The 22,427-nt window shown below is 67.5% G+C and carries 13 protein-coding genes and 1 pseudogene; 3 read left to right on the top strand and 11 right to left on the bottom strand.

Annotated elements, in window-relative coordinates:
• Positions 1 to 9 precede the first annotated feature (9 nt).
• Complete coding sequence (locus tag AC0685_RS08340; protein ID WP_478224966.1) at positions 10 to 1,173, top strand: hypothetical protein; 1,164 nt, start codon at positions 10 to 12, stop codon at positions 1,171 to 1,173.
• Between the two features lie 9 nt (positions 1,174 to 1,182).
• A complete protein-coding gene (locus AC0685_RS08335; RefSeq protein ID WP_478224965.1) occupies positions 1,183 to 2,619 on the top strand; it encodes a hypothetical protein in 1,437 nt (478 codons plus the stop codon).
• A 4-nt stretch (positions 2,620 to 2,623) separates the two neighbouring features.
• Here AC0685_RS08335 and AC0685_RS08330 read toward each other — a convergent pair whose 3' ends face one another.
• The 9 genes and pseudogenes from AC0685_RS08330 to rpoB all read right to left on the bottom strand — a co-directional run bounded on the left by AC0685_RS08330 (position 2,624) and on the right by rpoB (position 18,287).
• On the bottom strand, positions 2,624 to 3,124 hold the full coding sequence (locus AC0685_RS08330) for a GNAT family N-acetyltransferase (RefSeq protein WP_478224964.1): 501 nt from the start codon (positions 3,122 to 3,124) through the stop codon (positions 2,624 to 2,626).
• A 53-nt stretch (positions 3,125 to 3,177) separates the two neighbouring features.
• Positions 3,178 to 3,612, bottom strand: coding sequence for a hypothetical protein (locus AC0685_RS08325; RefSeq protein ID WP_478224963.1), 435 nt, complete (start codon positions 3,610 to 3,612; stop codon positions 3,178 to 3,180).
• Between the two features lie 55 nt (positions 3,613 to 3,667).
• Entirely contained in the window at positions 3,668 to 3,901 is a 234-nt protein-coding gene (locus tag AC0685_RS08320; protein ID WP_478224962.1) for a hypothetical protein, read from the bottom strand.
• Positions 3,902 to 3,927: 26 nt separating this feature from the next.
• Positions 3,928 to 4,158 (bottom strand): hypothetical protein, encoded by a 231-nt coding sequence (locus tag AC0685_RS08315; protein WP_478224961.1) that lies wholly within the window; start codon positions 4,156 to 4,158, stop codon positions 3,928 to 3,930.
• A 46-nt stretch (positions 4,159 to 4,204) separates the two neighbouring features.
• The gene (locus tag AC0685_RS08310; RefSeq protein ID WP_478224960.1) at positions 4,205 to 5,965 is read right to left on the bottom strand and encodes a hypothetical protein; all 1,761 of its coding nucleotides are present in this window, start codon (positions 5,963 to 5,965) and stop codon (positions 4,205 to 4,207) included.
• Positions 5,966 to 6,045: 80 nt separating this feature from the next.
• A pseudogene (locus AC0685_RS08305) lies at positions 6,046 to 7,834 on the bottom strand (hypothetical protein).
• Positions 7,835 to 8,831: 997 nt separating this feature from the next.
• Positions 8,832 to 10,568, bottom strand: a complete 1,737-nt coding sequence (locus tag AC0685_RS08300) for a hypothetical protein (protein ID WP_478224959.1) — start codon at positions 10,566 to 10,568, stop codon at positions 8,832 to 8,834.
• Between the two features lie 221 nt (positions 10,569 to 10,789).
• Positions 10,790 to 14,701 (bottom strand): DNA-directed RNA polymerase subunit beta', encoded by a 3,912-nt coding sequence (locus tag AC0685_RS08295; RefSeq protein ID WP_340684770.1) that lies wholly within the window; start codon positions 14,699 to 14,701, stop codon positions 10,790 to 10,792.
• Between the two features lie 85 nt (positions 14,702 to 14,786).
• A complete protein-coding gene (gene rpoB / locus AC0685_RS08290; protein WP_478224958.1) occupies positions 14,787 to 18,287 on the bottom strand; it encodes a DNA-directed RNA polymerase subunit beta in 3,501 nt (1,166 codons plus the stop codon).
• A 631-nt stretch (positions 18,288 to 18,918) separates the two neighbouring features.
• On the opposite strand from rpoB, the gene AC0685_RS08285 reads away from it, so the two are divergent.
• Complete coding sequence (locus AC0685_RS08285; RefSeq protein WP_478224957.1) at positions 18,919 to 20,211, top strand: hypothetical protein; 1,293 nt, start codon at positions 18,919 to 18,921, stop codon at positions 20,209 to 20,211.
• A gap of 676 nt (positions 20,212 to 20,887) precedes the next feature.
• Here AC0685_RS08285 and AC0685_RS08280 read toward each other — a convergent pair.
• Together AC0685_RS08280 and AC0685_RS08275 are read right to left on the bottom strand one after the other, a co-directional pair.
• On the bottom strand, positions 20,888 to 21,814 hold the full coding sequence (locus tag AC0685_RS08280) for a hypothetical protein (RefSeq protein ID WP_478225225.1): 927 nt from the start codon (positions 21,812 to 21,814) through the stop codon (positions 20,888 to 20,890).
• An 84-nt stretch (positions 21,815 to 21,898) separates the two neighbouring features.
• A complete protein-coding gene (locus tag AC0685_RS08275; RefSeq protein WP_478224956.1) occupies positions 21,899 to 22,420 on the bottom strand; it encodes a hypothetical protein in 522 nt (173 codons plus the stop codon).
• Between the last annotated feature and the right edge of the window lie 7 nt (positions 22,421 to 22,427).

The raw sequence follows: 22,427 nt of genomic DNA, 5'->3' as shown, positions 1-22,427 counted from the left end.
GGGGACGGCATGACCGACGAGAAGGCGAGCATCGCCGCCGGCGTCAAGATCACGGGTGACGACAGCTTCGGCAAGAACGCGCTCGACGCGGCGAAGAAGGTGCCGATCGCGGGCAAGGGCGTCACCACCGTCGCCAACGCCTACGAGAAGTTCAGCACCGCGCAGGGCCCCGGCGACCTGGTGGCCGCCGGGGGGCAGCTGGTACAGGACGGCGCCGGGTTCATCGCGGGGGCCGGCGCGGATCTCGCGAGCTTCGTGCTCGACCCGGTCGGCTGGCTGGTCAGCAACGGCCTCAACATCCTGATCGAGCTGATCCAGCCACTGCAGGACGCGCTGCACTTCGTCACGGGTGACGGCCCGGCGCTCAAGACCGCGGCGGGCAACTTCGGCAACATCGCCAAGGGCTTCGTCACGCTGGCCGACGACTTCGTCAAGACCGGCGACGAGTCCCTGAAGGACTGGGTGGGCGACGCGGGCGACGCCGCCAGGAACGCGCTCGGCGACTTCGCCGTCGGTATCAAGGGCATCGGCAACAGCGCCGGGACGGTGGCCGAGACGCTGCAGATGTGGTCGATGGTGATGACCGTCATCGAAGAGGTCGTCAAATCGATCATCTCCGAGCTGGTCACCTGGGCCATCTACATCTGGCTGCCCGCGCTGGCCGCTTCGGTGGTGAGCCTCGGCTCGTCGGTGGCCGCCGCGATGACCGCGACGATCGCCAAGGCCGCGAGCGCGATGGGCAAGATCACCAAGCACCTCGGCAAACTCGGCAAGCTGCTCGACAAGTTCATGGGCTTCATGCTCAAGTGGACCGACGACCTGGTCAAACAGGGTTCGAAGCTGACGAAGGCCGGCAAGGTCGGGATGACCCCCGGCCAGGAGAAGGCGATCGTCGGCGCGTTCGCGAAGGGCTCCGGGACTCAGCTGGGCACCTTCGGCGACGCCGCGAAGGACGTCCTCAAGGGTGTGCCGAACCAGGCGATCAAGCAGGTGGTCGGGGTCAACCCCAGCGATCTGTCGAAGGGTTCGGCGTACCAGGGCAAGGCAGCCTTCGACGTCGCGAACAAGGTCATCGACAACACGAAGAACGTCACCGCCGGGCAGGAGTACGGCCGGACCGGCGGTCGCCACAGCGAAGAGGAGACGCGCGAGAACCTCGACATGGACCAGTAGGGTCGCCCGATGGACGATCAGCTGGCCGGGCCGTGGCTCATCGCCGGTGGATACACCCTGGCCCTGGCGCTGTTGCTGTTCGGCGGGCGATTCGACGGACGGCGGCCCACCGCGGCCGCCGTCAGCTACGCGCTCTGCGGGATCCTCGTCTCCGAGACGTCGCTGTACTGGCTCTCGGCGGGGTCCGGCAGCGCGGTGCCCGGCTGGCTGTGGTTCGCGTTCCCCCTGGTCATCGCGGCTCTGGCGGCCTGGCGGGGGTATCGGCAGAAGACGTGGATCGGCAGGCTCGACGGATCCGGTGAGCCTAGCTTCGGCGTACTCCCCTCGCGGGGGATCGCCGTCACCCACGCGTCGCCCGAGTCGGTGGTGACCGCGGTCGAGTTCGACCACAACGGGCACCGCCTGCTCGGGGTCGAGTACCGGCTCGGCGGCTCGGCGGACTTCCCGGAGCTGGCCAGGACAGCTGACCTGACCGATGGGACGTACGCCCTGATCCAGCTTCGGACGCCGGTCGTGCCATCGGTCGTCATCACCCCCGCGACGGGTGCTTTCGAGCCGGAGCGGTTCACGCCGCTGGAGGACGCCCGCATCACGCGGAACACCGTCGGGGCGCCGAAGCCGGATGCCCTGCTGCAGCGGTTCGAGACCGGCACGGAGTTCGACCGCCGGTTCACCGTGACGACGTCCGATCCGGGGTTCGCCGAGGCTCTTCTCTCCCCCGGCGTCCGCGCGCTGTTCGAAGGCGATCCGTGGTTCCGGGTCCGCGAAGTCGCCTTCCACGGCGGTTCACTGTGGACCTCCGAAGCCGGGACGCTGACCGAAGAGATGATGTTCGCCGACTCGCGCCGTCTGGCCGTCCTGGCGTCCGAAGTGGACTGGGAAGACGCGGACTTTCATTCGGTGGCGGCCGCGTCCGACACCAGCGACGCCGGCTGGCTCGGCGGACGGCGAGGCCCGCTCGCCGGGCTCCGCGGTCCGCTCAACAGGCGCCGGGAAACGGCCGGACGACAGCCGCTGTCGACGCTGTCGCTGGTGGCGCGCACGGTCGTCGCGCTCGCCCTGGTGCTGCCGGGGCTGGCGCTCGCGGTGAACGCGCTGACCGCGCTGACCGGGCTCGCCCCCGAGGCGCGGCTCACCGTGACCGCGACGCTGCGGGCGGAGGCGAGCACTTCGAGCTGCACCAGCTGCGGCAACGGCAACCTGGTGGACGGCACCTACGAACTCGACGGCGAGACGCACGAGGTGAAGGACCTGCGGTGGATGTCCTTCGGAACGTTCCCGGAGCGGGGTGACGTCGTCGACATCGCCGTGACGCCGCTTTGGTGGCATCCGCTGATCGAGGGCAAGGACACCGGCGTCTTCCTGCTGCTGATCGGGCTGGCGCCCGTCCTCGCCGGTGCCCTCCTCGCCAAGGCGACCTTCGCCCCGCGCCCGCGTCGCGTTTAGCGGGCTAAACGCGATCCGGCACCGCCGGGGCCAGGGACTTCGCGAAGTAGTGGTGCGCGTAGGGGTCGTCGTTGAAGGGCTCGACCGTCTCGTAGCCGAGGCGTGCGTACAGAGCCCTCGCCTCGACGAGGTCGTCTCGGGTGTCGAGGCGGATCAGCGTGGCCCCGAGGCCGCGGGCGACGTCCTCGGCGGCGGCCACGAGCAGCGCCGCGCCGCCCTTGCCGCGCTCGGACTTCCGCAGGAAGACGCGTTTGAGTTCGGTGGTGTCGGGCGCGACGACCCGGAGACCGGCGCAGCCGGCCAGCACCCCGTCCCGTCGCGCGAGGAGGAAGGCACCTGTCGGCGGGACCATGTCGCGGCTGTGGTTCTCCTCGAGCAAGACGTCGAGCTCCTCTTCGGTGACCTGGCGCTCGTAGTAGCGCGACGCGATCTCGTCCAAGTACTCGCGCAGCAGCTGGGCGGCGTCCGGGTGATCGACGGGGGTGACTTCGAAGCTCCAGGTCATGGCTACATTCTGCCCATCGTGGCCACCGGTTTTCGCTGCGCGCCGGATCGCGATTAGGGGGCTAAACGCAGGTCAGGAGGGGCGAGGCGGCCGGCGTAGGTGGCGCCCTCGCCCTGCCCCATCAGCTGGACGGTCGGCGGCGTGCCGGTGTTCTTCCACGTGAGCTCCTTGCGCCACGGCAGCGACACCTGCAGCTCCTGGTGCACGAGCCCCAGCCCGTTCGAGTCGTGGACCACGGTCGCGGTCCCCGTCCCGGCCAGCTCGTACGCGATCCGCCAGTCGTTCGACACCGGCTGCGCCTGACTGGGCGTCCGCGTGATCGTGCGATCCAGCCCCCGCGACGGTTCGGCCTCGGTCGGCTCGCCGACCACGGCCACGGTCTCGGCCTGCGGTTCTTCACCGCCGTTGAGCAGCACCACACACGTCGCGAGCGCGGCCACCACGATCCCCGCGATGGCGATGCGCCCGATCAGGTGTCTGTCGGTCATCGGTCTCCTCACCGAGAGCGGCGGCGCGGCCCCGGGAGCCGCGCCGCCGCGGAAGTCAGGACGGCAGCAGCCGGCCGGGGACGCCGTTGAGGGACTGGACAAGGCCCAGCACCGGGATGCCGAGCGGCGCGAACGTCCAGATGTTGTCGAGGTCGCTCGTGTCGGGCTCGTCGACGACCACGACATCGTTCGGGGCGTCCTGCGCGGCGAGCGCGGGAGCCGCCGAGCCGAGCACGACGAGACCGGCGAGCGCGGCGCCGGTGACCGCGCGGACGAAGGTCTTCTTCATGAGATTCTCCTTTGCTGGTAACGGTTTTACGAAATCGGCGTGATGATCCCGTAGATCGGGGCGAGGAGGTCGGTGGGCACGGGGACGGCCGGTCCGAGCAGTCCGCCGAGGTCGAGGCCGGGGATCAGCCAGACCGCGGGGTCGCCGCCGGTGGGCAGACCCGGCAGCGGGTCGGCCGAGGCGACCCCGCCGGCGAGTCCGGACAGCGCGCCCGCGACGGCGAGCGGCAGCAGCACACGGGCCGCGATTCGCTTCATCTCTTCTCCCTTTTTCCTTACCGCTGCTGGAATCGAGCGGAATCCTTCACCGCAGTACCGAGCTGACCGGCACGATCGTTCCGTCGGGGATCCATTGCCCCGCGTAGTTCCGGTCGGCGATCATCCCGACGGCGTGCGGTTCGCCCGGGTACATCGGCATCGCGTTGACCTGAGCCGCCGCGAAGATCTGGACGTCGCCGTTGATCGACCTCCACTGGTCGCCCAGCCAGCTCCGGAAACCGCCGAGCGTGGGACTTTCGCCACCGAAGGCGTTGCCCGCCGCGACGGCGAAACTCACGGCGACCTGCTCGCGCGGGTCGAACCTCAGCGGCACCGAAGAACTCGCGACGGCGTTGACGATCGGCCCGTTCAGCAGCCAGGGCGCCAGGTACAGGCCGTATTCATGGGTCGGCTTGAGCCGCTGGGACTCGGCCGCGCGGGTCATCGCCGTGTAGCCGCGCGCCCAGCCGGACACGACGACCAGCGCGGTGTTCGGACCCGCTTCGGTCTGCACCGGCAGACCGGAACGCGTGGCGGTCTCGCGGACCAGCTTCGCGGCGGCGACACTGCGCGGCGAGGTGTCCCCGACAAGAGTGAGCGCGGAAGGCTTGCGCCCGGCGAGGAACTCGACGAGTTTGACGAGAGAACCGCTGTCCTCACCCGAAAGCGCGTCCGCCGGGCATGAGGCGAGGACGTCACGGCGGTCGGCGATCAGACCGCCCAGCGCCGCCGAAGCACACTCGGGCGCGTCCACGTCCTCGATGACGAAGCCTGGCTCCTCCCCCGCGTCGACCTCGATCTTCGTCTTCTCCTCACCGCGGCTGATGACCAGGTCGCTGCGCCCCTTCGGCAGGTCGACCTCGGCCCAGGTGCCCTCGGCGCCGGGCCGCACGATGGCCTTGCCGATCAGGCCGCCTTCGATTCCGGCGGACAGGTCTCCTCCCGCGCTCGCGGGGAAATGGACGAGGTTCTTGCCGGGCCGCTGCGGGCTCACCAGCACGGGGAAGCGCTGTTCACCAAGCGCGGCGTCGGCGAGCAGCGCGACACCGGGAACCGGGAGCTCGGGCGGTTTGGGAATGGCCGCGAGGGCGCTCCAAGCAACGAAGCCGGCGGCCACGGCGACCGCACCGAACCGATAAGCACGCGTGGATTCGGTACCAGTGAAGAAGAATCCCGCGACCACCGTGGCGATGACCGGCAGCAAGGCGATCACCAGCACCGTGACACCGAAGAGCGTGCCGTAGATCCTGCGGTCGAATCCCAAGCCGGAGGAGAACAGCTGGACAGCGCCCGTGACGACGAGAAGTCCGCCCAGTGTAAGGGAAAGCGGGCCGAGCCGGAAGTTCGTCTGGCGCCATTGCTCCGCGGGCACCCAGACGGAAAGAACGGTGACGCCGAACCACAAGGCCGCGGCCGCGACGTAGACGGTGTCTATGGCGAAGTCGACGCCTGTCCGCCCGAGCGAGGTTTCGAGCACCACCAATGCGGCGAGCGCGAGGGCCGCCCAGCGGCCCGCCGGCGGACGGCGGATCAGGACGGGAATGGCCAGCGCGAGCACGAGATGCACGATCAGCGCGATGACGTTGACGTCGGTCGCGAAGGCGGAAACCGCGGCGAGCGCGGCGGAAAGCCCGCCGAGTACGGCGATGGCGAGCCGAAGCCGTCGGGGCAGCTCACCCGCCAGCGGGCGCAGGATCCCCGTGCCGGCAAGGAAAGCGGTCGCCAGCAGAAGTCCGAGCCGGAGCAGGACGAGGGCGATGCCGACTCCGGCCGAACCCGAACTCGCCGGGATGACGTGGTGATCCATGGGACCTTCTCCGAACAGATCGGCGGAGCCGTGGGTGGCGGGGTGCGCCCGCCACCCATGACCTTCCGCGCCGAGCAGGGTTACTTGAGATCCGCGTCCGCCACGACGAACAGTTCGGAGTGCGGCTTGGCGTTGCCGAAGGACCCGTGCGGCCAGGTCTTCCGGTTGAAGTTGATCCCGACCTGTCCGGTGAACTCGTCCCGGAAGTTCTGGTCGACCGCGACCTTCCCGTCCTCGCCGAGGTTCAGCAGGTTGACCTTGTGGTCACCGTCCAAACCGGACCGTGCGACGAAGTAGTTCGACACCGCGAGGTGCTGCGGCTTGTCGGTTTCGTGGTAGTAGCCGTCGTCGCCGAGCACGAAGTTGTCGTACGCGCCCCAGTGCGGGCCGCCGCCGGGCGTGCCCGGGTTGATCGGCGCCGCGCCGACGACGGTCGGCAGATCGCCGCCACCGCCCTGCTGGGACTTCTCCTTCGTGTCGATCCGGCCTTTGATGTTCTCGACCTTGTCGCCCGCGGCGACCAGCTTCTGGATGTCGAGGACGTACACGCCGCCGGTGGTGCCGGGGTCGTGCGGGCCGAGCGCGCCCTTGGAGCGTCCGGTGATCGCGCGGTAGAGGTACTTGTCGTCGGGGCTGGTCTGGATCCAGCCGCCGTTGGAGCCACCGCCGTTGGAGTCGTTGTTCGGGTGGATCGCCTTGTTCGCGGCGCCGTCGTCGAACACCTGGATCCAATGCGGTTCCTTGGCGGTGATGTCCGGTGTGTAGAACACCGCGCCACCCTGCATGGTCTGGGCGAAGGCGCCCTTGCGGCCGGGCAGGTTGGTCACCGTGGTCTCCATGACCGCGCGGCTTTCCGCGTGCAGCGGGTCCGCGGGATCGGCGCGAGGGCCGTCCGGCAGGTACGAGACCGCCTTGAGCTTCGGCTTGTTGCGGTCGGAGATGTCCCACATGCGGACGGTCGGCCGCCGCAGATACGGCGACGACTGCTTCACCGGGTCGAGGATGATGTTGCGCGGCTCGGCGTAGTCACTGGTGACCAGGGTGTTGAGGTCCTCACGGGCCTGGATGCCGTGCGGGTTGGCGCAGGTCGGCTTGTCCAGTCGCGGGAGGTTGTCGCACAGCTTCTTGTTGTCACCCTGCGGCGTGGCCGCCGGGGCTCCGACAGCACCTGCGCGTTCTGGTCGAAGCGGACGACCTCGCCGGGGCTACCGGCGAAACCGTTGCCCACCACGGTGGAACCGTTGGCGTAGGTGTGCGGGCCGGGCCGCCCATGTAGGTGCCGTAGGCGGTGCCGTCCTTGAGCACCCAGTACGCGTCCGGGACTGAGCCGCCGAGGGTCTGCGTCGGGAGGCTGACGCCCTTGAGCTTCAGTTGCGGCAACGCGGAGACGTCGAAGGCGTACGTCGCGGCGGCGAACAGCGCGCCGGCGTAGATCGTGTCTCCCTTGTGCCACACGTACTGCATATGGTGCGGCTCGTTCTCGACGAGCGGCCCGACGGTGGCGGTGTTGACGACCTTGCCGTACGTCGGGGAACCCTGCGTCGCGTCGATCACGGCGAGGAAGTCCGGACCGGGCAACGCGTTTTTGATCTTGTTCAGGCCGCCACCGAGCGAACCCGGCAGGTTCTTGATGTCCTTGACCAGGGTGTCGGCGATGTTCTCGTCACCGGCCCAGACCAGCAGCCACTTCTGGCGCTTGCCGTCCGCGCTCCGGGACGCCGCGACATCCTTGGACACCAGGTGGTTCTGGACCCAGTACTCCTTGCCGTCGGCCGCCTTCTTCGCGTCCTTGACGACCTGGACGTCGGCGTAGGCGCTCGTCGTGGAGCCGGTATAGGTCACCGTGCCCACGGCGAGCGCCGCCGCCAAGGCGCCGATCACCACTTTTCGCCACTTTGGCGAGTCGGATAGCATTCTTTCTCCCTGTTTTCGCTACCGAAGCGCCAGACAATTGGCACGCCTCTCCCTTTTCGCGCAGGCGTCACCGGCACGGATCAAAGGGAAAGCAATCAACCGCCGGTTCCAGCGGGGAACCGTTGCGGCACAGCGGAAAGCGTCAGCGCGCAAAGATCAGGCGCATCCGTTTCGGATACGCGGATTCGCCTACGACGCGACCAGCCCGGAATAGGTCAGGAATCCGTACACAGCGCGCTTGCCTGCTGCCGCAAGTCAACGTGCCGGCGCCACACCAAGGCGACGGGGGATTGCATGGGCGAAATACTCGTGCGAAGCCGCTGGAGTGTCAATCTCGCTATCAAAGAATGGGACATGCCACGGCAGGGTGAATTTCCCGCGATGCGGATGGGTCATTGCGCCGAACAGGTGGCGATTTTCCGAGCGTTGGGAATTAGGCCACCTGGCAGCACTACCGCAGGTCACAACGGACCAGTAACCCGCGTCCGGCACGACCGCGGCCATTATGGGTTCGTTATGCTTTCCCGGGAACTCTGCCACTTCGCGGACCCACGAGGCGGCACACGTCGAAGATCTCCCCCTCGGCGCAGGCGATCCGATACCGGACGGCCCGGACAACACGGTCGACATGGGCACCGGGCACGACTGCTTGGACACGCTCTCGCACACCGACCCGCCGGCCCCGGCGTGCGAGACTCGCGGCGGCCGAAACCCGGAACTCGCCGAGGCATGGTGGCACCCTTCCGAACACCTACTGACCTGCGGCCCCGCCCTCCGGATCGCGATTAGGGGGCTAAACGCAGGTCGGGCGAGGCGTCGGGCGGCGTGTGGGCGGATCGCGTTTAGCCCGCTAAACGCAAGTGCCACCGGATCGCGTTTAGCCCGCTAAACGCGATCCGGTGGCACCGGACGCGGGCAGGTGGCAGATCGCGATTAGGGGGCTAAACGCAGGTCAGTCAGCCTGGCGGTGACGGCGGCGCGAGGTGAAGACCAGACCCGCACCGAGTACCAGGGTGGCCAGGGCGAGAGCGCCGAGGCCGAGGACGTCGGCACCGGTGCGGGCCAGACCCGTTCCGCCGCCGGAAGCCTGGTTACCTGGCGCGCCGGGGGCGGGTGTGCTGGTCCCGGACGCGTCACAGCCAGGACGCCGGGTGGGCAAGGTGAGCGGCGGTTCCTCGCCCTTCGTGGCTTCGACGCGAAGCCGGGCAGGGTTGTCCGCCGGACCGACGACGTAGATCGACTTCGGGTTGTCATGCATGATCCGCCAACCCTGCGGCGGGGCGAAGAACAGGCGGTACTTCGGCCCCGGCACCAAGTTGGCGATCTTGAAGTGTCCCTCCCCGTCGGTCGTCGTCTCGACAATGGTCGGGCAGTCACCGTCGGAGGCGAGTACGACCTTGACCCCGGCGAGCCCCGCCTCGAGTTTGCCCGGGTCCGTGTTGTGGACCACCTGACCCGCGAGGGAGGCGATCCCACCCGGCACCGAGGCTTCGTCGTTCGCGACCGGGTTGCCGTCGATACCGACGTCGGCATAGCCGAAGTCACAACCCACCGCGACGCGGCCATGGTGCAGCGCGGCGTCCGGGACCTTCTCGGTCACGTCGAAGGTGCGGGTCTGGCCGGGAGCGATGGTCGCCCCACCCGCGAGGTAGGAAAGCTCTCCCCAACCAGGACCATTGCTCTTCAGCGCGAAGTCCGCTCCGGCGCGATTGCACCCGGCCACGATGCCGACGAGCGGAATGGTTCCCGAGTTCGTCAGTGTCACGGTGACGTGGGCGAGCTCGCCGACTTTGTAGGTGTCCTTGGTGAAGGACACCGACGCTTTGAGTGCACCGTTCAACGGCTGCACCCCACGGATGGGCAAGTCCGTGGTGTCCGCGCCGGCCCGAATGACCTTGAGGGGGAACAACCAGCCCTTGATCGAGTCGCTGCCGCCGCTGAGAAGATATTCGACGGCCGGGACGTCCCCGAAATCGATTTTCCCGTCGGCGTCGCTCGTGGCCTTGTACTCCTTGGAACCGATGGTGTACCGCAAGGTGAGCGGGATATCGGCCAGCTGTTCGCCGTCATCGAGCTTGCCGTTGCCGTTCTTGTCGCCGAACACGACACCCGCCACGCGGCCGGTGACCTTCTCGACGGAGACAGTGCCGTTGAACTCACCGGCGCTGAACCCGGTCTCGTCGGCGACAAAGCCCCGGACGACCGCGATGTCCTTGTCGAGGTCCCCGATCTGCCCGGTGACGGTCAGCTCTTTGGTCTCGTCGGGCTCGAGGCTCACCCCCGGTGCACGTCCCCACGCTCCCCAGCCCGGCTCGTAGGGAATCGACAGGGCTCCCGGCTCACTGAAGAATTGGTGGACCTGAAGTCCGACCGCGCGGGTTTCGCCGACGTTCTTGACCTTGAAGGTGAAACGGACGTCTTCGTCGACCCGGTAGGAGTCTTTTTCGAACGTGACCGAAGCTTCGACCCTCGCTCGCTCGGCCTGTGGCTTCGGAGCCGCGGGCGAAGAACTCTCGGTCGGCGGAGCGCTGGGCGTCGGGGCGGGAGTGCTACTCGGCGCTTCGGACGTCGTCGGCGCGCTGGAGGGCGGGGCCGAAGGCTCCGGATCCGCCAGGGCGGGCGCGGCGAACACACCGGTCAGGGCCGCGCCGGCGGCGATCGTCGCGAGATAGACCCCCGCGGTACGCACGATGGATCTCACCCCAGGTGAATTGTTCACGCAGAGTCACCCCTGAATACCCGTTGGAAATGCGCAGAGCCCCCGAACCGCGTAGAACCCGATCACCCTAGCGAGTTTGGTGAAGGGTTCGTACCCGTTTCGGGTGAGGTGGACTCAAACTGGAACATTCCGGGAAACGGGAAGGGCCCCCGCCGGATCGGCGGGGGCCCTTCTCGTGGATTTCGCTTCGGTCAGCGGAAGTCGCGGCCGAAGTCGTAGTCGTCCAGCGGCACCGCGGCGCCCGGCGTGGAGCCGAACACATCCGGGGTGTAGTAGCCGTCGTCGTAGGACGGGATCGCGTAAGCGGCGACCCGCGCCTCCTCGGTCGGCTGCACCTGGATGTTGCGGTACTTGTTGATCCCGGTACCGGCCGGGATCAGCTTACCGATGATCACGTTCTCCTTGAGGCCCACGAGCTTGTCCGAGCGGCCGTTGATGGCCGCGTCGGTCAGGACACGCGTGGTCTCCTGGAACGAGGCCGCCGACAGCCACGAGTCCGTGGTCAGCGAGGCCTTCGTGATCCCCATCAGCACCGGACGACCCGAGGCGGGCTCGCCGCCCTCGGCGACCGACGCCCGGTTCTTCGCCTCGAACTTGGTCCGCTCGGGCAGCTCGCCCGGCAGGAAGTCCGTGGCACCGGAGTCGATGATCGTCACCCGGCGCAGCATCTGCCGGACGATGACCTCGATGTGCTTGTCGTGGATCGACACACCCTGCGCCCGGTACACCTTCTGGACCTCGTCCACCAGGTGCATCTGCGCCTCGCGCGGTCCCATGACGCGCAGGACCTCGTGCGGGTCCGGCGTGCCTTCGAGCAGCTGCTGACCGACGTTGACGCGGTCACCGTCGCCCAGCGGGCCGTTCGGGGTGTTCGCGAGCCGCTGACGCTTGGACAGCTTGTCGAAGACGATCTCTTCGCTGCCGTCGTCCGGGATCAGCGTGATCTTCCAGAACCGCTCGCTCTCCTCGATGCGCACACGGCCATCGACGTCGGCGATCGGCGCCTTGCCCTTCGGGACCCGGGCCTCGAACAGCTCCTGGACACGGGGCAGACCGGTCGTGATGTCGTCACCGGCGACACCACCCTGGTGGAACGTACGCATCGTCAGCTGCGTACCCGGCTCACCGATCGACTGGGCCGCGACGATACCCACGGCCTCGCCGACGTCGACGAGCTGACCGGTCGCCATGGACCGGCCGTAGCAGGTGGCGCAGATACCGACGGCCGACTCGCAGGTCAGCACCGAGCGCACCTTGACCTTGGAGATCCCGCTCGAGATGAGCTTGTCGATCGCCGGGTCACCGATGTCGTCACCGGCGTTGAGCACGACGTTGCCCTTGGCGTCGACCGCGTCGGTCGCCAGGTTCCGCGCGTACACGCTGGTCTCGACGTGCTGGTCGCGCAGGACCTTGCCGTCGCCGATGTCCTCACCGATCGGCATGTTGATACCGCGGGTGGTGCCACAGTCGATCTCGCGGACGATGACGTCCTGCGACACGTCCACCAGACGACGGGTCAGGTAACCCGAGTCGGCGGTACGGAGCGCCGTGTCCGCCAGACCCTTACGGGCACCGTGCGTCGCGATGAAGTACTCCGCCACCGACAGGCCTTCACGGAAGTTGGCCTTGATCGGACGCGGGATGTACTCACCCTTCGGGTTCGACACCAGACCACGCATACCGGCCAGCGACCGGACCTGCGTCATGTTGCCCGCCGCGCCCGACTTCACGATCATCGCGATCGGGTTGTCGTCCGGCAGCGCCGTCTCCATGATCTTGTGGACCTCTTCGGTGGCCTGCGTCCACACCTTGACGAGCTCGTTGTTGCGCTCGGCGTGCGACAGCTGACCACGCTGGTACCGCTTCTCGACCTGGTCGGCCTTGCCTTCGTACTCGTCCAGAATGGCCTTCTTGCCTGCCGGGACGAGCACGTCGGAGATCGCGACCGTGACACCCGAACGGGTCGCCCAGTAGAAACCGGCGTCCTTCAGGCGGTCCAGGGTCTGCGCGACCTGGGTCATCGAGTAGCGCTCGGCGAGGTCGTTCACGATCGCGGCCTGACGCTTCTTCGGCATCGGCTCGTTGATGAACGGGTAGTCCGCCGGCAGCAGCTCGTTGAACAGCACACGGCCCAGGGTGGTCTCGGCCAGCCACGCCTTGCCCGGCTCCCAGCCCTTCTCCGCCAGCGCCGCTTCGTCCGCCTTGGCGGGCTGACGGTCGGTGATGCGGATCTTGATCGGGGCGTGCAGGCTCAGCGCCTTGCGGTCGAACGCCATGATCGCCTCGGCGGGCGACGAGTACGCGTTGCCCGCGCCGTCGGCGTTCTCGTTCAGGCGGGTCAGGTGGAACAGACCGGTCACCATGTCCAGACGCGGCATGGCGAGCGGACGACCCGACGCCGGCGAAAGGATGTTGTTCGCCGACAGCATCAGGATGCGGGCCTCGGCCTGCGCCTCCGCGGACAGCGGGAGGTGCACGGCCATCTGGTCACCGTCGAAGTCCGCGTTGAACGCTTCACAGACCAGCGGGTGCAGCTGGATGGCCTTGCCTTCGACCAGCTGCGGCTCGAAGGCCTGGATACCGAGGCGGTGCAGGGTCGGCGCACGGTTCAGCATCACCGGGTGGCCGGTGATGACCTCTTCGAGCACGTCCCACACCTGCGGACGCGACCGCTCCACCATCCGCTTGGCGGACTTGATGTTCTGCGCGTGGTTCAGGTCGACCAGCCGCTTCATGACGAACGGCTTGAACAGCTCGAGCGCCATGTCCTTCGGCAGACCGCACTGGTGCAGCTTCAGCTGCGGACCGACGATGATGACCGAACGGCCGGAGTAGTCGACACGCTTGCCGAGCAGGTTCTGGCGGAACCGGCCCTGCTTGCCCTTGAGCAGGTCGGACAGCGACTTCAGCGGGCGGTTACCGGGACCGGTGACCGGGCGGCCGCGGCGGCCGTTGTCGAACAGCGCGTCGACGGCCTCCTGCAGCATCCGCTTCTCGTTGTTGACGATGATCTCGGGCGCGCCGAGGTCGATCAGCCGCTTCAACCGGTTGTTCCGGTTGATGACCCGGCGGTAGAGGTCGTTCAGGTCGGAGGTGGCGAACCGGCCACCGTCGAGCTGGACCATCGGGCGCAGGTCCGGCGGGATCACCGGGACGGCGTCGAGCACCATGCCGCGCGGATCGTTGCCGGTGGCCTGGAAGGCCGCGACGACCTTGAGCCGCTTCAGCGCGCGGAGCTTCTTCTGCCCCTTGCCGTTGCGGATGGTGTCGCGCAGGCTCTCGGCCTCCGCGGCGACGTCGAACTCGGTGGCCAGCTTCTGGATGGCCTCCGCGCCCATGCCGCCGGTGAAGTACTCGCCGTAGCGGTCGACGAGCTCGCGGTAGAGCAGCTCGTCGGCGATCAGCTGACGGGTGTCGAGCTTCGTGAAGGTCGTCCAGACCTCCTCGAGACGGTCCAGCTCGCGACCGGCGCGGTCACGCAGCTGACGCATCTCGCGCTCGCCGCCTTCCTTGACCTTGCGGCGGACGTCGGACTTGGCGCCCTCCGCCTCCAGCTCGGCCAGGTCGGCTTCCAGCTTCTGCGCCCGTGCCTCGATGTCCGCGTCGCGCTTGGTCTCGAGGTTCTTGCGCTCGACACCGATCTCGTTCTCGAGGGTCGGCAGGTCGTTATGCCGCAGCTCGGTGTTCACACCGGTGATCACGTAGGCCGCGAAGTAGATGATCTTCTCGAGGTCCTTCGGCGCCAGGTCGAGCAAGTAGCCCAGGCGGGAGGGAACACCCTTGAAGTACCAGATGTGGGTGACGGGAGCGGCCAGCTCGATGTGGCCCATCCGCTCACGACGCACCTTGGCGCGGGTGACCTCGACGCCACAGCGCTCGCAGATGATGCCCTTGAAGCGGACCCGCTTGTACTTACCGCAGTAGCACTCCCAGTCCCGGGTCGGGCCGAAGATCTTCTCGCAGAAGAGGCCGTCCTTCTCGGGCTTGAGCGTCCGGTAGTTGATGGTCTCCGGCTTCTTCACCTCGCCGAAGGACCACTGACGAATGTCGTCGGCGGTGGCGAGGCCGATGCGGAGCTCATCGAAGAAGTTGACGTCCAGCACGTCTTTACATCCCCTTGGGGTTGATGCGACTAGAGGAGTTGGCGAGCGGAGGCGGGAGCCCGAGGGACTCCCGCCTCATCGCGGGTCAGTGCACGACGTCGTCCACCGAGGGCGACTCGTTGCGGGACAGGTTGATGCCGAGGTTGGCCGCGGCACGCTCGAGGTCCTCGTCGTCGGAGTCGCGCATCTCGATCGCGGCGCCGTCGCTGGACAGCACCTCGACGTTGAGGCAGAGCGACTGGAGCTCCTTCAGGAGCACCTTGAACGACTCCGGGATACCCGGCTCGGGGATGTTCTCCCCCTTGACGATGGCCTCGTACACCTTGACGCGGCCGACCACGTCGTCCGACTTGATCGTCAGGAGCTCCTGCAGGGTGTATGCGGCGCCGTACGCCTGCATCGCCCAGCACTCCATCTCGCCGAACCGCTGGCCACCGAACTGCGCCTTACCACCCAGCGGCTGCTGCGTGATCATCGAGTACGGACCGGTGGACCGGGCGTGGATCTTGTCGTCGACCAGGTGGTGCAGCTTCAGGATGTACATGTAGCCGACCGAGACCGGGTACGGGAACGGCTCGCCGGAGCGGCCGTCCAGCAGCGTGGCCTTGCCGTTCTGCTTGACCATGCGCTCGCCGTCGCGGTTCGGCTTGGTCGCGCCGAGCAGCCCGGTGAGCTCCTCTTCCTTCGCGCCGTCGAACACCGGGGTCGCGGTGTTCGTGCCGGGGTCGACGTCGTAGAGCTCCTCGTTGAGGTTCTTCGCCCAGTCCGGGTTGCCCTCGATCTTCCACCCCTGCGACGCCAGCCAGCCCAGGTGAAGCTCCAGGACCTGGCCGATGTTCATACGCCGCGGGACACCGTGGGTGTTCAGGATGATGTCGACGGGCGTGCCGTCCTCCATGAACGGCATGTCCTCGGCGGGGAGGATCTTGCCGATGACACCCTTGTTCCCGTGGCGGCCGGCGAGCTTGTCGCCCGGCTGGATCTTCCGCTTCTGGGCCACGTAGACGCGGACCAGTTCGTTGACGCCCGGGGGCAGCTCGTCGTCGTCCTCGCGCGAGAACACGCGGATGCCGATGACCTTGCCGGTCTCACCGTGCGGCACCTTCAGCGAGGTGTCGCGGACCTCACGGGCCTTCTCGCCGAAGATCGCGCGGAGCAGGCGCTCCTCCGGGGTCAGCTCGGTCTCACCCTTGGGCGTGACCTTGCCGACCAGGATGTCGCCGTCGCGGACCTCGGCACCGATGCGGATGATGCCGCGCTCGTCGAGGTCGGCCAGGACCTCCTCGGAGACGTTCGGGATGTCCCGGGTGATCTCCTCGGCGCCCAGCTTGGTGTCGCGGGCGTCGATCTCGTGCTCCTCGATGTGGATCGACGTGAGCACGTCGTCCTGCACCAGGCGCTCGGAGAGGATGATCGCGTCCTCGTAGTTGTGGCCCTCCCACGGCATGACCGCGACGAGCAGGTTCTTGCCGAGCGCCATCTCACCGTTCTCGGTGGACGGGCCGTCGGCGATGACCTGACCCTGCTCGACCCGGTCGCCCTCGTTGACGATCGGGCGGTGGTTGAAGCAGGTGCCGTGGTTCGAGCGACGGAACTTGTACAGTCCGTAGCTCTTCCGCGTGCCGTCGTCGTGCATGATCGTGATCAGGTCGGCCGAGAGCTCCTCGACGACACCGGACTGCTCGGCGACGAGCACGTCACCGGCGTCGACCGCGGCACGCAGCTCCACCCCGGTGCCGACGTACGGCGCCTGGTTGCGGAGCAGCGGCACGGCCTGGCGCTGCATGTTCGCACCCATCAGGGCGCGGTTCGCGTCGTCGTGCTCGAGGAACGGGATCATCGCCGTCGCGACCGAGACCATCTGCCGCGGTGAGACGTCCATGTAGTCCACGTCCAGCGGGTCGATCAGCTCGACCTCGCCGCCCTTCTTACGGACCAGGACGCGGTCTTCGACGAAGGTGCCGTCTTCCGAGATAGGCGCGTTCGCCTGCGCCTTCACGTAGCGGTCTTCCTCGTCCGCGGTGAGGTAGTCGACCTGGTCGGTGACGCGACCCTCGACGACCTTGCGGTACGGGGTCTCGATGAAACCGAACGGGTTGACCCGCGCGTACGAGCAGAGCGAACCGATCAGGCCGATGTTCGGGCCTTCCGGCGTCTCGATCGGGCACATGCGGCCGTAGTGCGACGGGTGGACGTCACGGACCTCCATGCCGGCGCGCTCACGCGACAGACCACCCGGGCCGAGGGCGGACAGACGACGCTTGTGCGTCAGCCCCGACAGCGGGTTGTTCTGGTCCATGAACTGCGACAGCTGCGAAGTACCGAAGAACTCCTTGATCGCCGCCACGACGGGACGGATGTTGATCAGGGTCTGCGGCGTGATCGCCTCGACGTCCTGGGTGGTCATCCGCTCGCGGACGACGCGCTCCATCCGGGACAGACCCACGCGGATCTGGTTCTGGATGAGCTCGCCGACGGTGCGGAGACGGCGGTTGCCGAAGTGGTCGATGTCGTCGGTCTCGACCGGGATGGTCTGGTCGCCGACGGTCGCCTTGTCCTCGCCCGCGTGCAGGCGGACCAGGTACTCGATCGTCGAGACGATGTCCTCTTCGGTCAGCGTCCCGGTGTCGTACGGCGTGGTCAGGCCGAGCTTCTTGTTCAGCTTGTACCGGCCGACCTTGGCCAGGTCGTAGCGCTTCGGCTTGAAGAACAGGTTCTCCAGCAGCGTCTGCGCGCTCTCCTTCGTGGGCGGTTCGCCCGGGCGCAGCTTGCGGTAGATGTCGAGCAGCGCCTCGTCGGTGCCGGCGGTGTGGTCCTTCTCGAGGGTGGCGAGCAGCGTCTCGGAGAAGGAGAAGCGCTCGCGGATCGCCTCGGTGGTCCAGCCGAGCGCCTTCAGCAGCACGGTGACCGGCTGGCGGCGCTTGCGGTCGATGCGGACGCCGACGGTGTCGCGCTTGTCGACGTCGAACTCGAGCCAGGCACCCCGGCTCGGGATGACGCGGACGTTGAAGACGTCCTTGTCGGTGGTCTTGTCGACGCTGGTGTCGAAGTACACACCCGGCGAACGGACCAGCTGGGACACGACGACACGCTCGGTGCCGTTGATGACGAAGGTGCCCTTGTCGGTCATCACCGGGAAGTCGCCCATGAAGACCGTCTGGCTCTTGATCTCGCCGGTGTTGTTGTTCACGAACTCGGCGGTCACGAACAGCGGGGCCGCGTACGTCATGTCCTTGTCCTTGCACTCCTCGACAGAGGCCTTGACCTCGTCGAAGCGCGGGTCGGAGAAGGACAGCGACATGGATCCGGAGAAGTCTTCGATCGGCGAGATCTCGTTGAGGACCTCTTCCAGGCCGCCGACCGGGTTTTCTTCACCTTCTTCGACGCGGCGTTCGAACCACGCCTCGTCGCCGGTGAACCATTCAAAGGACCTGATCTGCACGTCGAGCAGGTTCGGGGTGCTGAGCGGCTCGCGAATCTTTGCGAAGGAGACCCGCTTGGGGGCTCCCGGGATTCCCGTGGACTCCGAGCGAGATACAGCCGAGGTGGTCGCAGCAGTGGCCTGGTTCGCGGGAGAGACTGCCAAGATGCGTCCTTCCGGGGACAATGAGCGGTGAGCAGCCGCGTCAGCAACAGCTGATGCGATCTGTCAAGGGTGCCGTGTGCCCACTATCCTAACTACCGGCTCCGGGCAGCCTGAAAGAGGGCAGCGCAAAGAAGCAGTCTAGCCCGAACGTCGCGGTCTGTCCAGGGGGCGCTCCCGATGGGGCCCAGCCTGCATCGCAACGTCTTCAGGTATGCCTCTCCTCGGCCTCCCCGGACCGACCCTCCCGCAAGGGCACCGCCGGTTCTCACCGTTGCCAGTAAGCGTGACCCCACAGGGGCTCTGAGTCAAGATGCCGCGCGGTGGTCCCGCCGGTTGGCGCAGCGTTTAAGAAGCTCCTCCCGGCGTGCTTCACAGGACGATCATCCTGGTTACCGCCCGGTACCCGCAGGTGACGGCGTTGGGGCGCCGACCTGCGTTTAGCGGGCTAAACGCGATCCCGTGGAGGTCGACTCGGAGAGTTCACCGGGCCTAGGGCGGGGTGCCCTGGCAGGTCCTCGGGGCGCTCCGGGGCGTGTGGCGGCTGTGACCGGTGAGCCGGCTGGTGCGACGCACAGGAAAGAGGCCCGGATCGCGTTTAGCCCCCTAAACGCGATCCGGGAGCCAAGAGCGGATGCTGGACGCGGATTGGGAAACTGGGGTGATGTGCCGAGCGTGCGAGCTTGATCTGGACTTGGAAGACGATGAGATGCCAGCCGAGGCGCCCGTGTTACTGCCTTCCGCGGCCGAACTTCTGGATGCGGCGGAACGCAGCGCCGCTTTGCGGGAGCTACGACGCTACGTCGCGGAACTGAGCGGCACAGGCGAGCCGAGGATGACCGTGATTCCTCGCTGGGCTGAAGCGTGCGGCCTGGTCCGGATCCACAAGGGCGCCCACGTGCCGATGAAGAAAAACGCGAAGTTGCTCAAACAACCGCTAGAGCTCTGGGAGCGGGCCTACCGGGCGATGGAGGAAGCCGGTTACGGCTTCGTCGCCGAGGAACACCCGGTACCGTTTTCCTTCGGCCCCGTATTCCCCCAGTTCCTGGCCGCGCTCCGGATGACGCTGTATTCGGCGGCCGACAGCCTGATCCCCCTTGAACTCGTCTATGAACTCGCCGATGAAATGCCGTCGCTGCTCGCCGGACTCGACCTTGGCGTCGAACCCGATCCCGAGTGGCGGCACGGCCTCATGCTCACGCTGGATCTGATGGAACGGCTCGGCGCGGTCGAACGGAGCACGACGACCGACCCGGCGGAGCTGGCCAAGCTGGCCGAACTGACCGGCAAGGCAGCCCCCGACCCGACGCTCGTCGGGCTGACGCCGATCGGGGTGTGGGCGACCAATCGGATGCTCCGTGAGTCGGGGATCGACGCGCCGGTAGTGGGCGAGCTGGCCGGTGTGGGTCTCGACGAGATGTTCGCCCGTCTCTCGCTGTCCTCACCCGAGGTGATGGAAGCCGAGATCAGGGCATGGGTGAACCACCGTTCTCCGGGCGACGCCGCTCATGAGGCCGCGGAGTTCCTTCGACGGACCGAAAGCCCATCCGAGCGACTCCTCGCCTTCCTGACCCTGACCGAAGCCGGAGACCCTGGTTTGACCGCCGGCGCCCGCGTCCGATCCGAGGGCGGCGTCGCCGGAGCGGCGGCGGCGGTCTGGTTGGTCGAGCGAGGCGCGGTCACCCCGGAGACGATCGCCCCTGAGGAAATGGCCCTCGGGTTCGCCGACCATTTCGCGGCGTTGCACGAGTTGGGCGGCTTCCTCGATGAGCTGCGCTCAATGGATGACCAGGCGAGTGTCATCGAGGTTCTCGCGTCGGCCGCCCACCCGGCCAGGCTGGAACTGCTCGACGTGATCGCCGAGGACCACCCAGACCGGAAGATCGCGAAACAGGCCAAGGAGGCGCGGTACGCGCTGCGCCGCTGAAGCACTCTGCTCAGGGCCGGATCGCGTTTAGCCCGCTAAACGCGATCCGGCCGGAACGTCAGCGGGTGCCGGGGGCGTGAGTGACGGTTCGGGTCGGCACGTGAATCGTGAGGCTGGCGTGATCGGCGATGCACGGCGGTCAGTACCCGGGGTATCGCGAAGGCCTCCTCGAATACGGGGAAGGGCCCCTTCGCCGCGCCTCCGACGTGGCGCTGAGCGAGGTCCATGGTCTCGGTGTGTGTCGCGAATGCCACAGCGCGCGACGTCTGATGATGCCGTCGGGCATTCGGGCGGGGCGAGCCCAAGACGACAGAACCGGCCGTAGCTGTCCGCGAGGGATCCCTCTTTGACGGTGAAACGTCTGATTGACACCTATCTGCGCGGTTTCTGAACCGAGCCGACCTCCCAGGAGGTGTCCACAAGTGACATGCCGCACCAGTTGAGCGTCCGGTTCATGTCTGTCGTGAGTGATAAGGACGGTTATTGAGGGGTAAGGCAAACGTGGCATGGTCGGCGCACGTGGTCGTGAGTGGGGTTTCGGGTTAGAACCCGAAACCCCACTCACGACCCGCGCAAGAGCCCTGACGAGAGCTAGTGTCCCTTGTGGACCGTTGACGTCTTGGGCGGCTCACCATGGCGGATCGCGTTCAGCGGGCTAAACGCGATCCGGGCGGGGTCACTTCGAGGGGGCCGGGGGTGCGGCGGGGGCCGAGGAAGCGGCCGGGTTGGGCGGAGCGGCGTAGGTGTTCATCGCCGTGATCTTCCACTTGTCGCCCTGCAGCTCCGCGTTCAAGTGCAGCTGCGCGCTCCCGGCGGTGGTCTTGTTCGTGTCGGCCCGCGTCGAGCTCTGGTCGACGAACACCATCACGTCGGCCCGGTCGCCTTCCAGCCGGATGACGGCGCTGCGGGTGACCTTGCAGGTCACGACCATCTTCTGCTGCGGGGCCAGCCGCTTGACCTCGCCCATCAGCAGGTTGTACTTCGCCCGCACCTCGTCGTTGACCAGCAGGTCACCCGCCGCGGTCTCGGTCTTCGCGATGTTGTTGTAGTCGTACGAGAACAGCGCCTCGGTCGCCTTCGCGACCTGGTCCTTGACCTGCGCGGTCTTCGCGACGTCCAGCAGCGCGGTGTTGTCCGTCGAGCTGGACACCTCGTCGGCCTGGATCTTGAAGAGCACCGCGGTCGCGGCCAGCAGCAGTCCGACGACGACCAGCGCACCCGCCAGGATCAGCTGCCTGGAACCCGGCTTCTTGGTCTCCGAAGAGTCTGGATCCTCATCGGAAGCGACCTCGGCTTCGGCTTCTTCGAGGTCGTCCGGCTTCTCTTCGGCAGCCGCGCGGACCTTCGCACGCGGGCTCGGCTTCGCGACAACCTCGTCTTTGGAGGGCTCTTCAGGGACCTCGACAGCGGCCACCTCAGGCTCAGCCTCAACGGGCTCAGCCGTCTCAACGGCCTCAGGCTCGGGTTCAGGGGCAGGACGCGGAGCCGGTCGCGGCGACGGGCGGCGAACCGGCGCCGGCGTTTCGTCGACCTCGACCTCTGAAGCTGGGACTTCGGGAGAGGCGGGAGCAGGAGACGCACCGGGCCGTCGCAGGCCGGCCACCCGGGGGCGGCGCACCGGCGGAGTGCTGCGAGGGGGCTGGCGACGGGAGGGGGGCACTACGTGGCTCCGTTCTAGGTGACGCTCTTACTGACCGGCCGCGACGAGGGGCACGTTGTCGATCCCGGACAGCTTCCACTCATCGCCGACCCTGGTCATCGAGACCTCCAGGCGCAGCGCCTTCGAGCTCGCCTTGTCGCCCTGGGTGACCTGGGTGGAGATGGCGGCGAGGAAGCTCGCCTTGCCCTCGTGGTCGTCGAGCTCCTCGACCGCGATGTCCTGGATGGTGGTCACGACCTTGGTCTTCGCATCGCCGAGCGCCTTGCGGTAGGTCGGCTCCAGCTGGGCCAGCTGCTGGCTCATCTTGTCGTCGGAGACGGCCTTCTGCTTGGCGAAGAACTCGTCGAGTTTCTCGAAGTCGACCTCGGTGTACGCCTTGATCGCGGTGCCGCCCGCCCTGACCACTTCGTCCCGCGAGCGCGCCAGGTCGGCGTTGTCGTCCGACGCGGCCACGGCCCACATGACACCGAAGATCGCCGCGGCGACGAAGGCGGCGAGCGCGAACGCCGCCGCCCCGAGGACCAGGGTCCGCGATCGAGAAGAACTCATGACACTC

Source organism: Amycolatopsis sp. NPDC043889, from assembly GCF_056435645.1.
Note: the sequence above shows the minus strand (reverse complement) of the source record. Positions and strands in the feature narration are given on the sequence as shown.

Bases quoted from the DNA above. Each gene is read 5' to 3' on its own strand.
- AC0685_RS08340 (WP_478224966.1), top strand. From the start codon at position 10: ATGACCGACGAGAAGGCGAGCATCGCCGCCGGCGTCAAGATCACGGGT.
- AC0685_RS08335 (WP_478224965.1), top strand. From the start codon at position 1,183: ATGGACGATCAGCTGGCCGGGCCGTGGCTCATCGCCGGTGGATACACC.
- AC0685_RS08330 (WP_478224964.1), bottom strand. From the start codon at position 3,124: ATGACCTGGAGCTTCGAAGTCACCCCCGTCGATCACCCGGACGCCGCC.
- AC0685_RS08325 (WP_478224963.1), bottom strand. From the start codon at position 3,612: ATGACCGACAGACACCTGATCGGGCGCATCGCCATCGCGGGGATCGTG.
- AC0685_RS08320 (WP_478224962.1), bottom strand. From the start codon at position 3,901: ATGAAGAAGACCTTCGTCCGCGCGGTCACCGGCGCCGCGCTCGCCGGT.
- AC0685_RS08315 (WP_478224961.1), bottom strand. From the start codon at position 4,158: ATGAAGCGAATCGCGGCCCGTGTGCTGCTGCCGCTCGCCGTCGCGGGC.
- AC0685_RS08310 (WP_478224960.1), bottom strand. From the start codon at position 5,965: ATGGATCACCACGTCATCCCGGCGAGTTCGGGTTCGGCCGGAGTCGGC.
- AC0685_RS08285 (WP_478224957.1), top strand. From the start codon at position 18,919: ATGCTGGACGCGGATTGGGAAACTGGGGTGATGTGCCGAGCGTGCGAG.
- AC0685_RS08275 (WP_478224956.1), bottom strand. From the start codon at position 22,420: ATGAGTTCTTCTCGATCGCGGACCCTGGTCCTCGGGGCGGCGGCGTTC.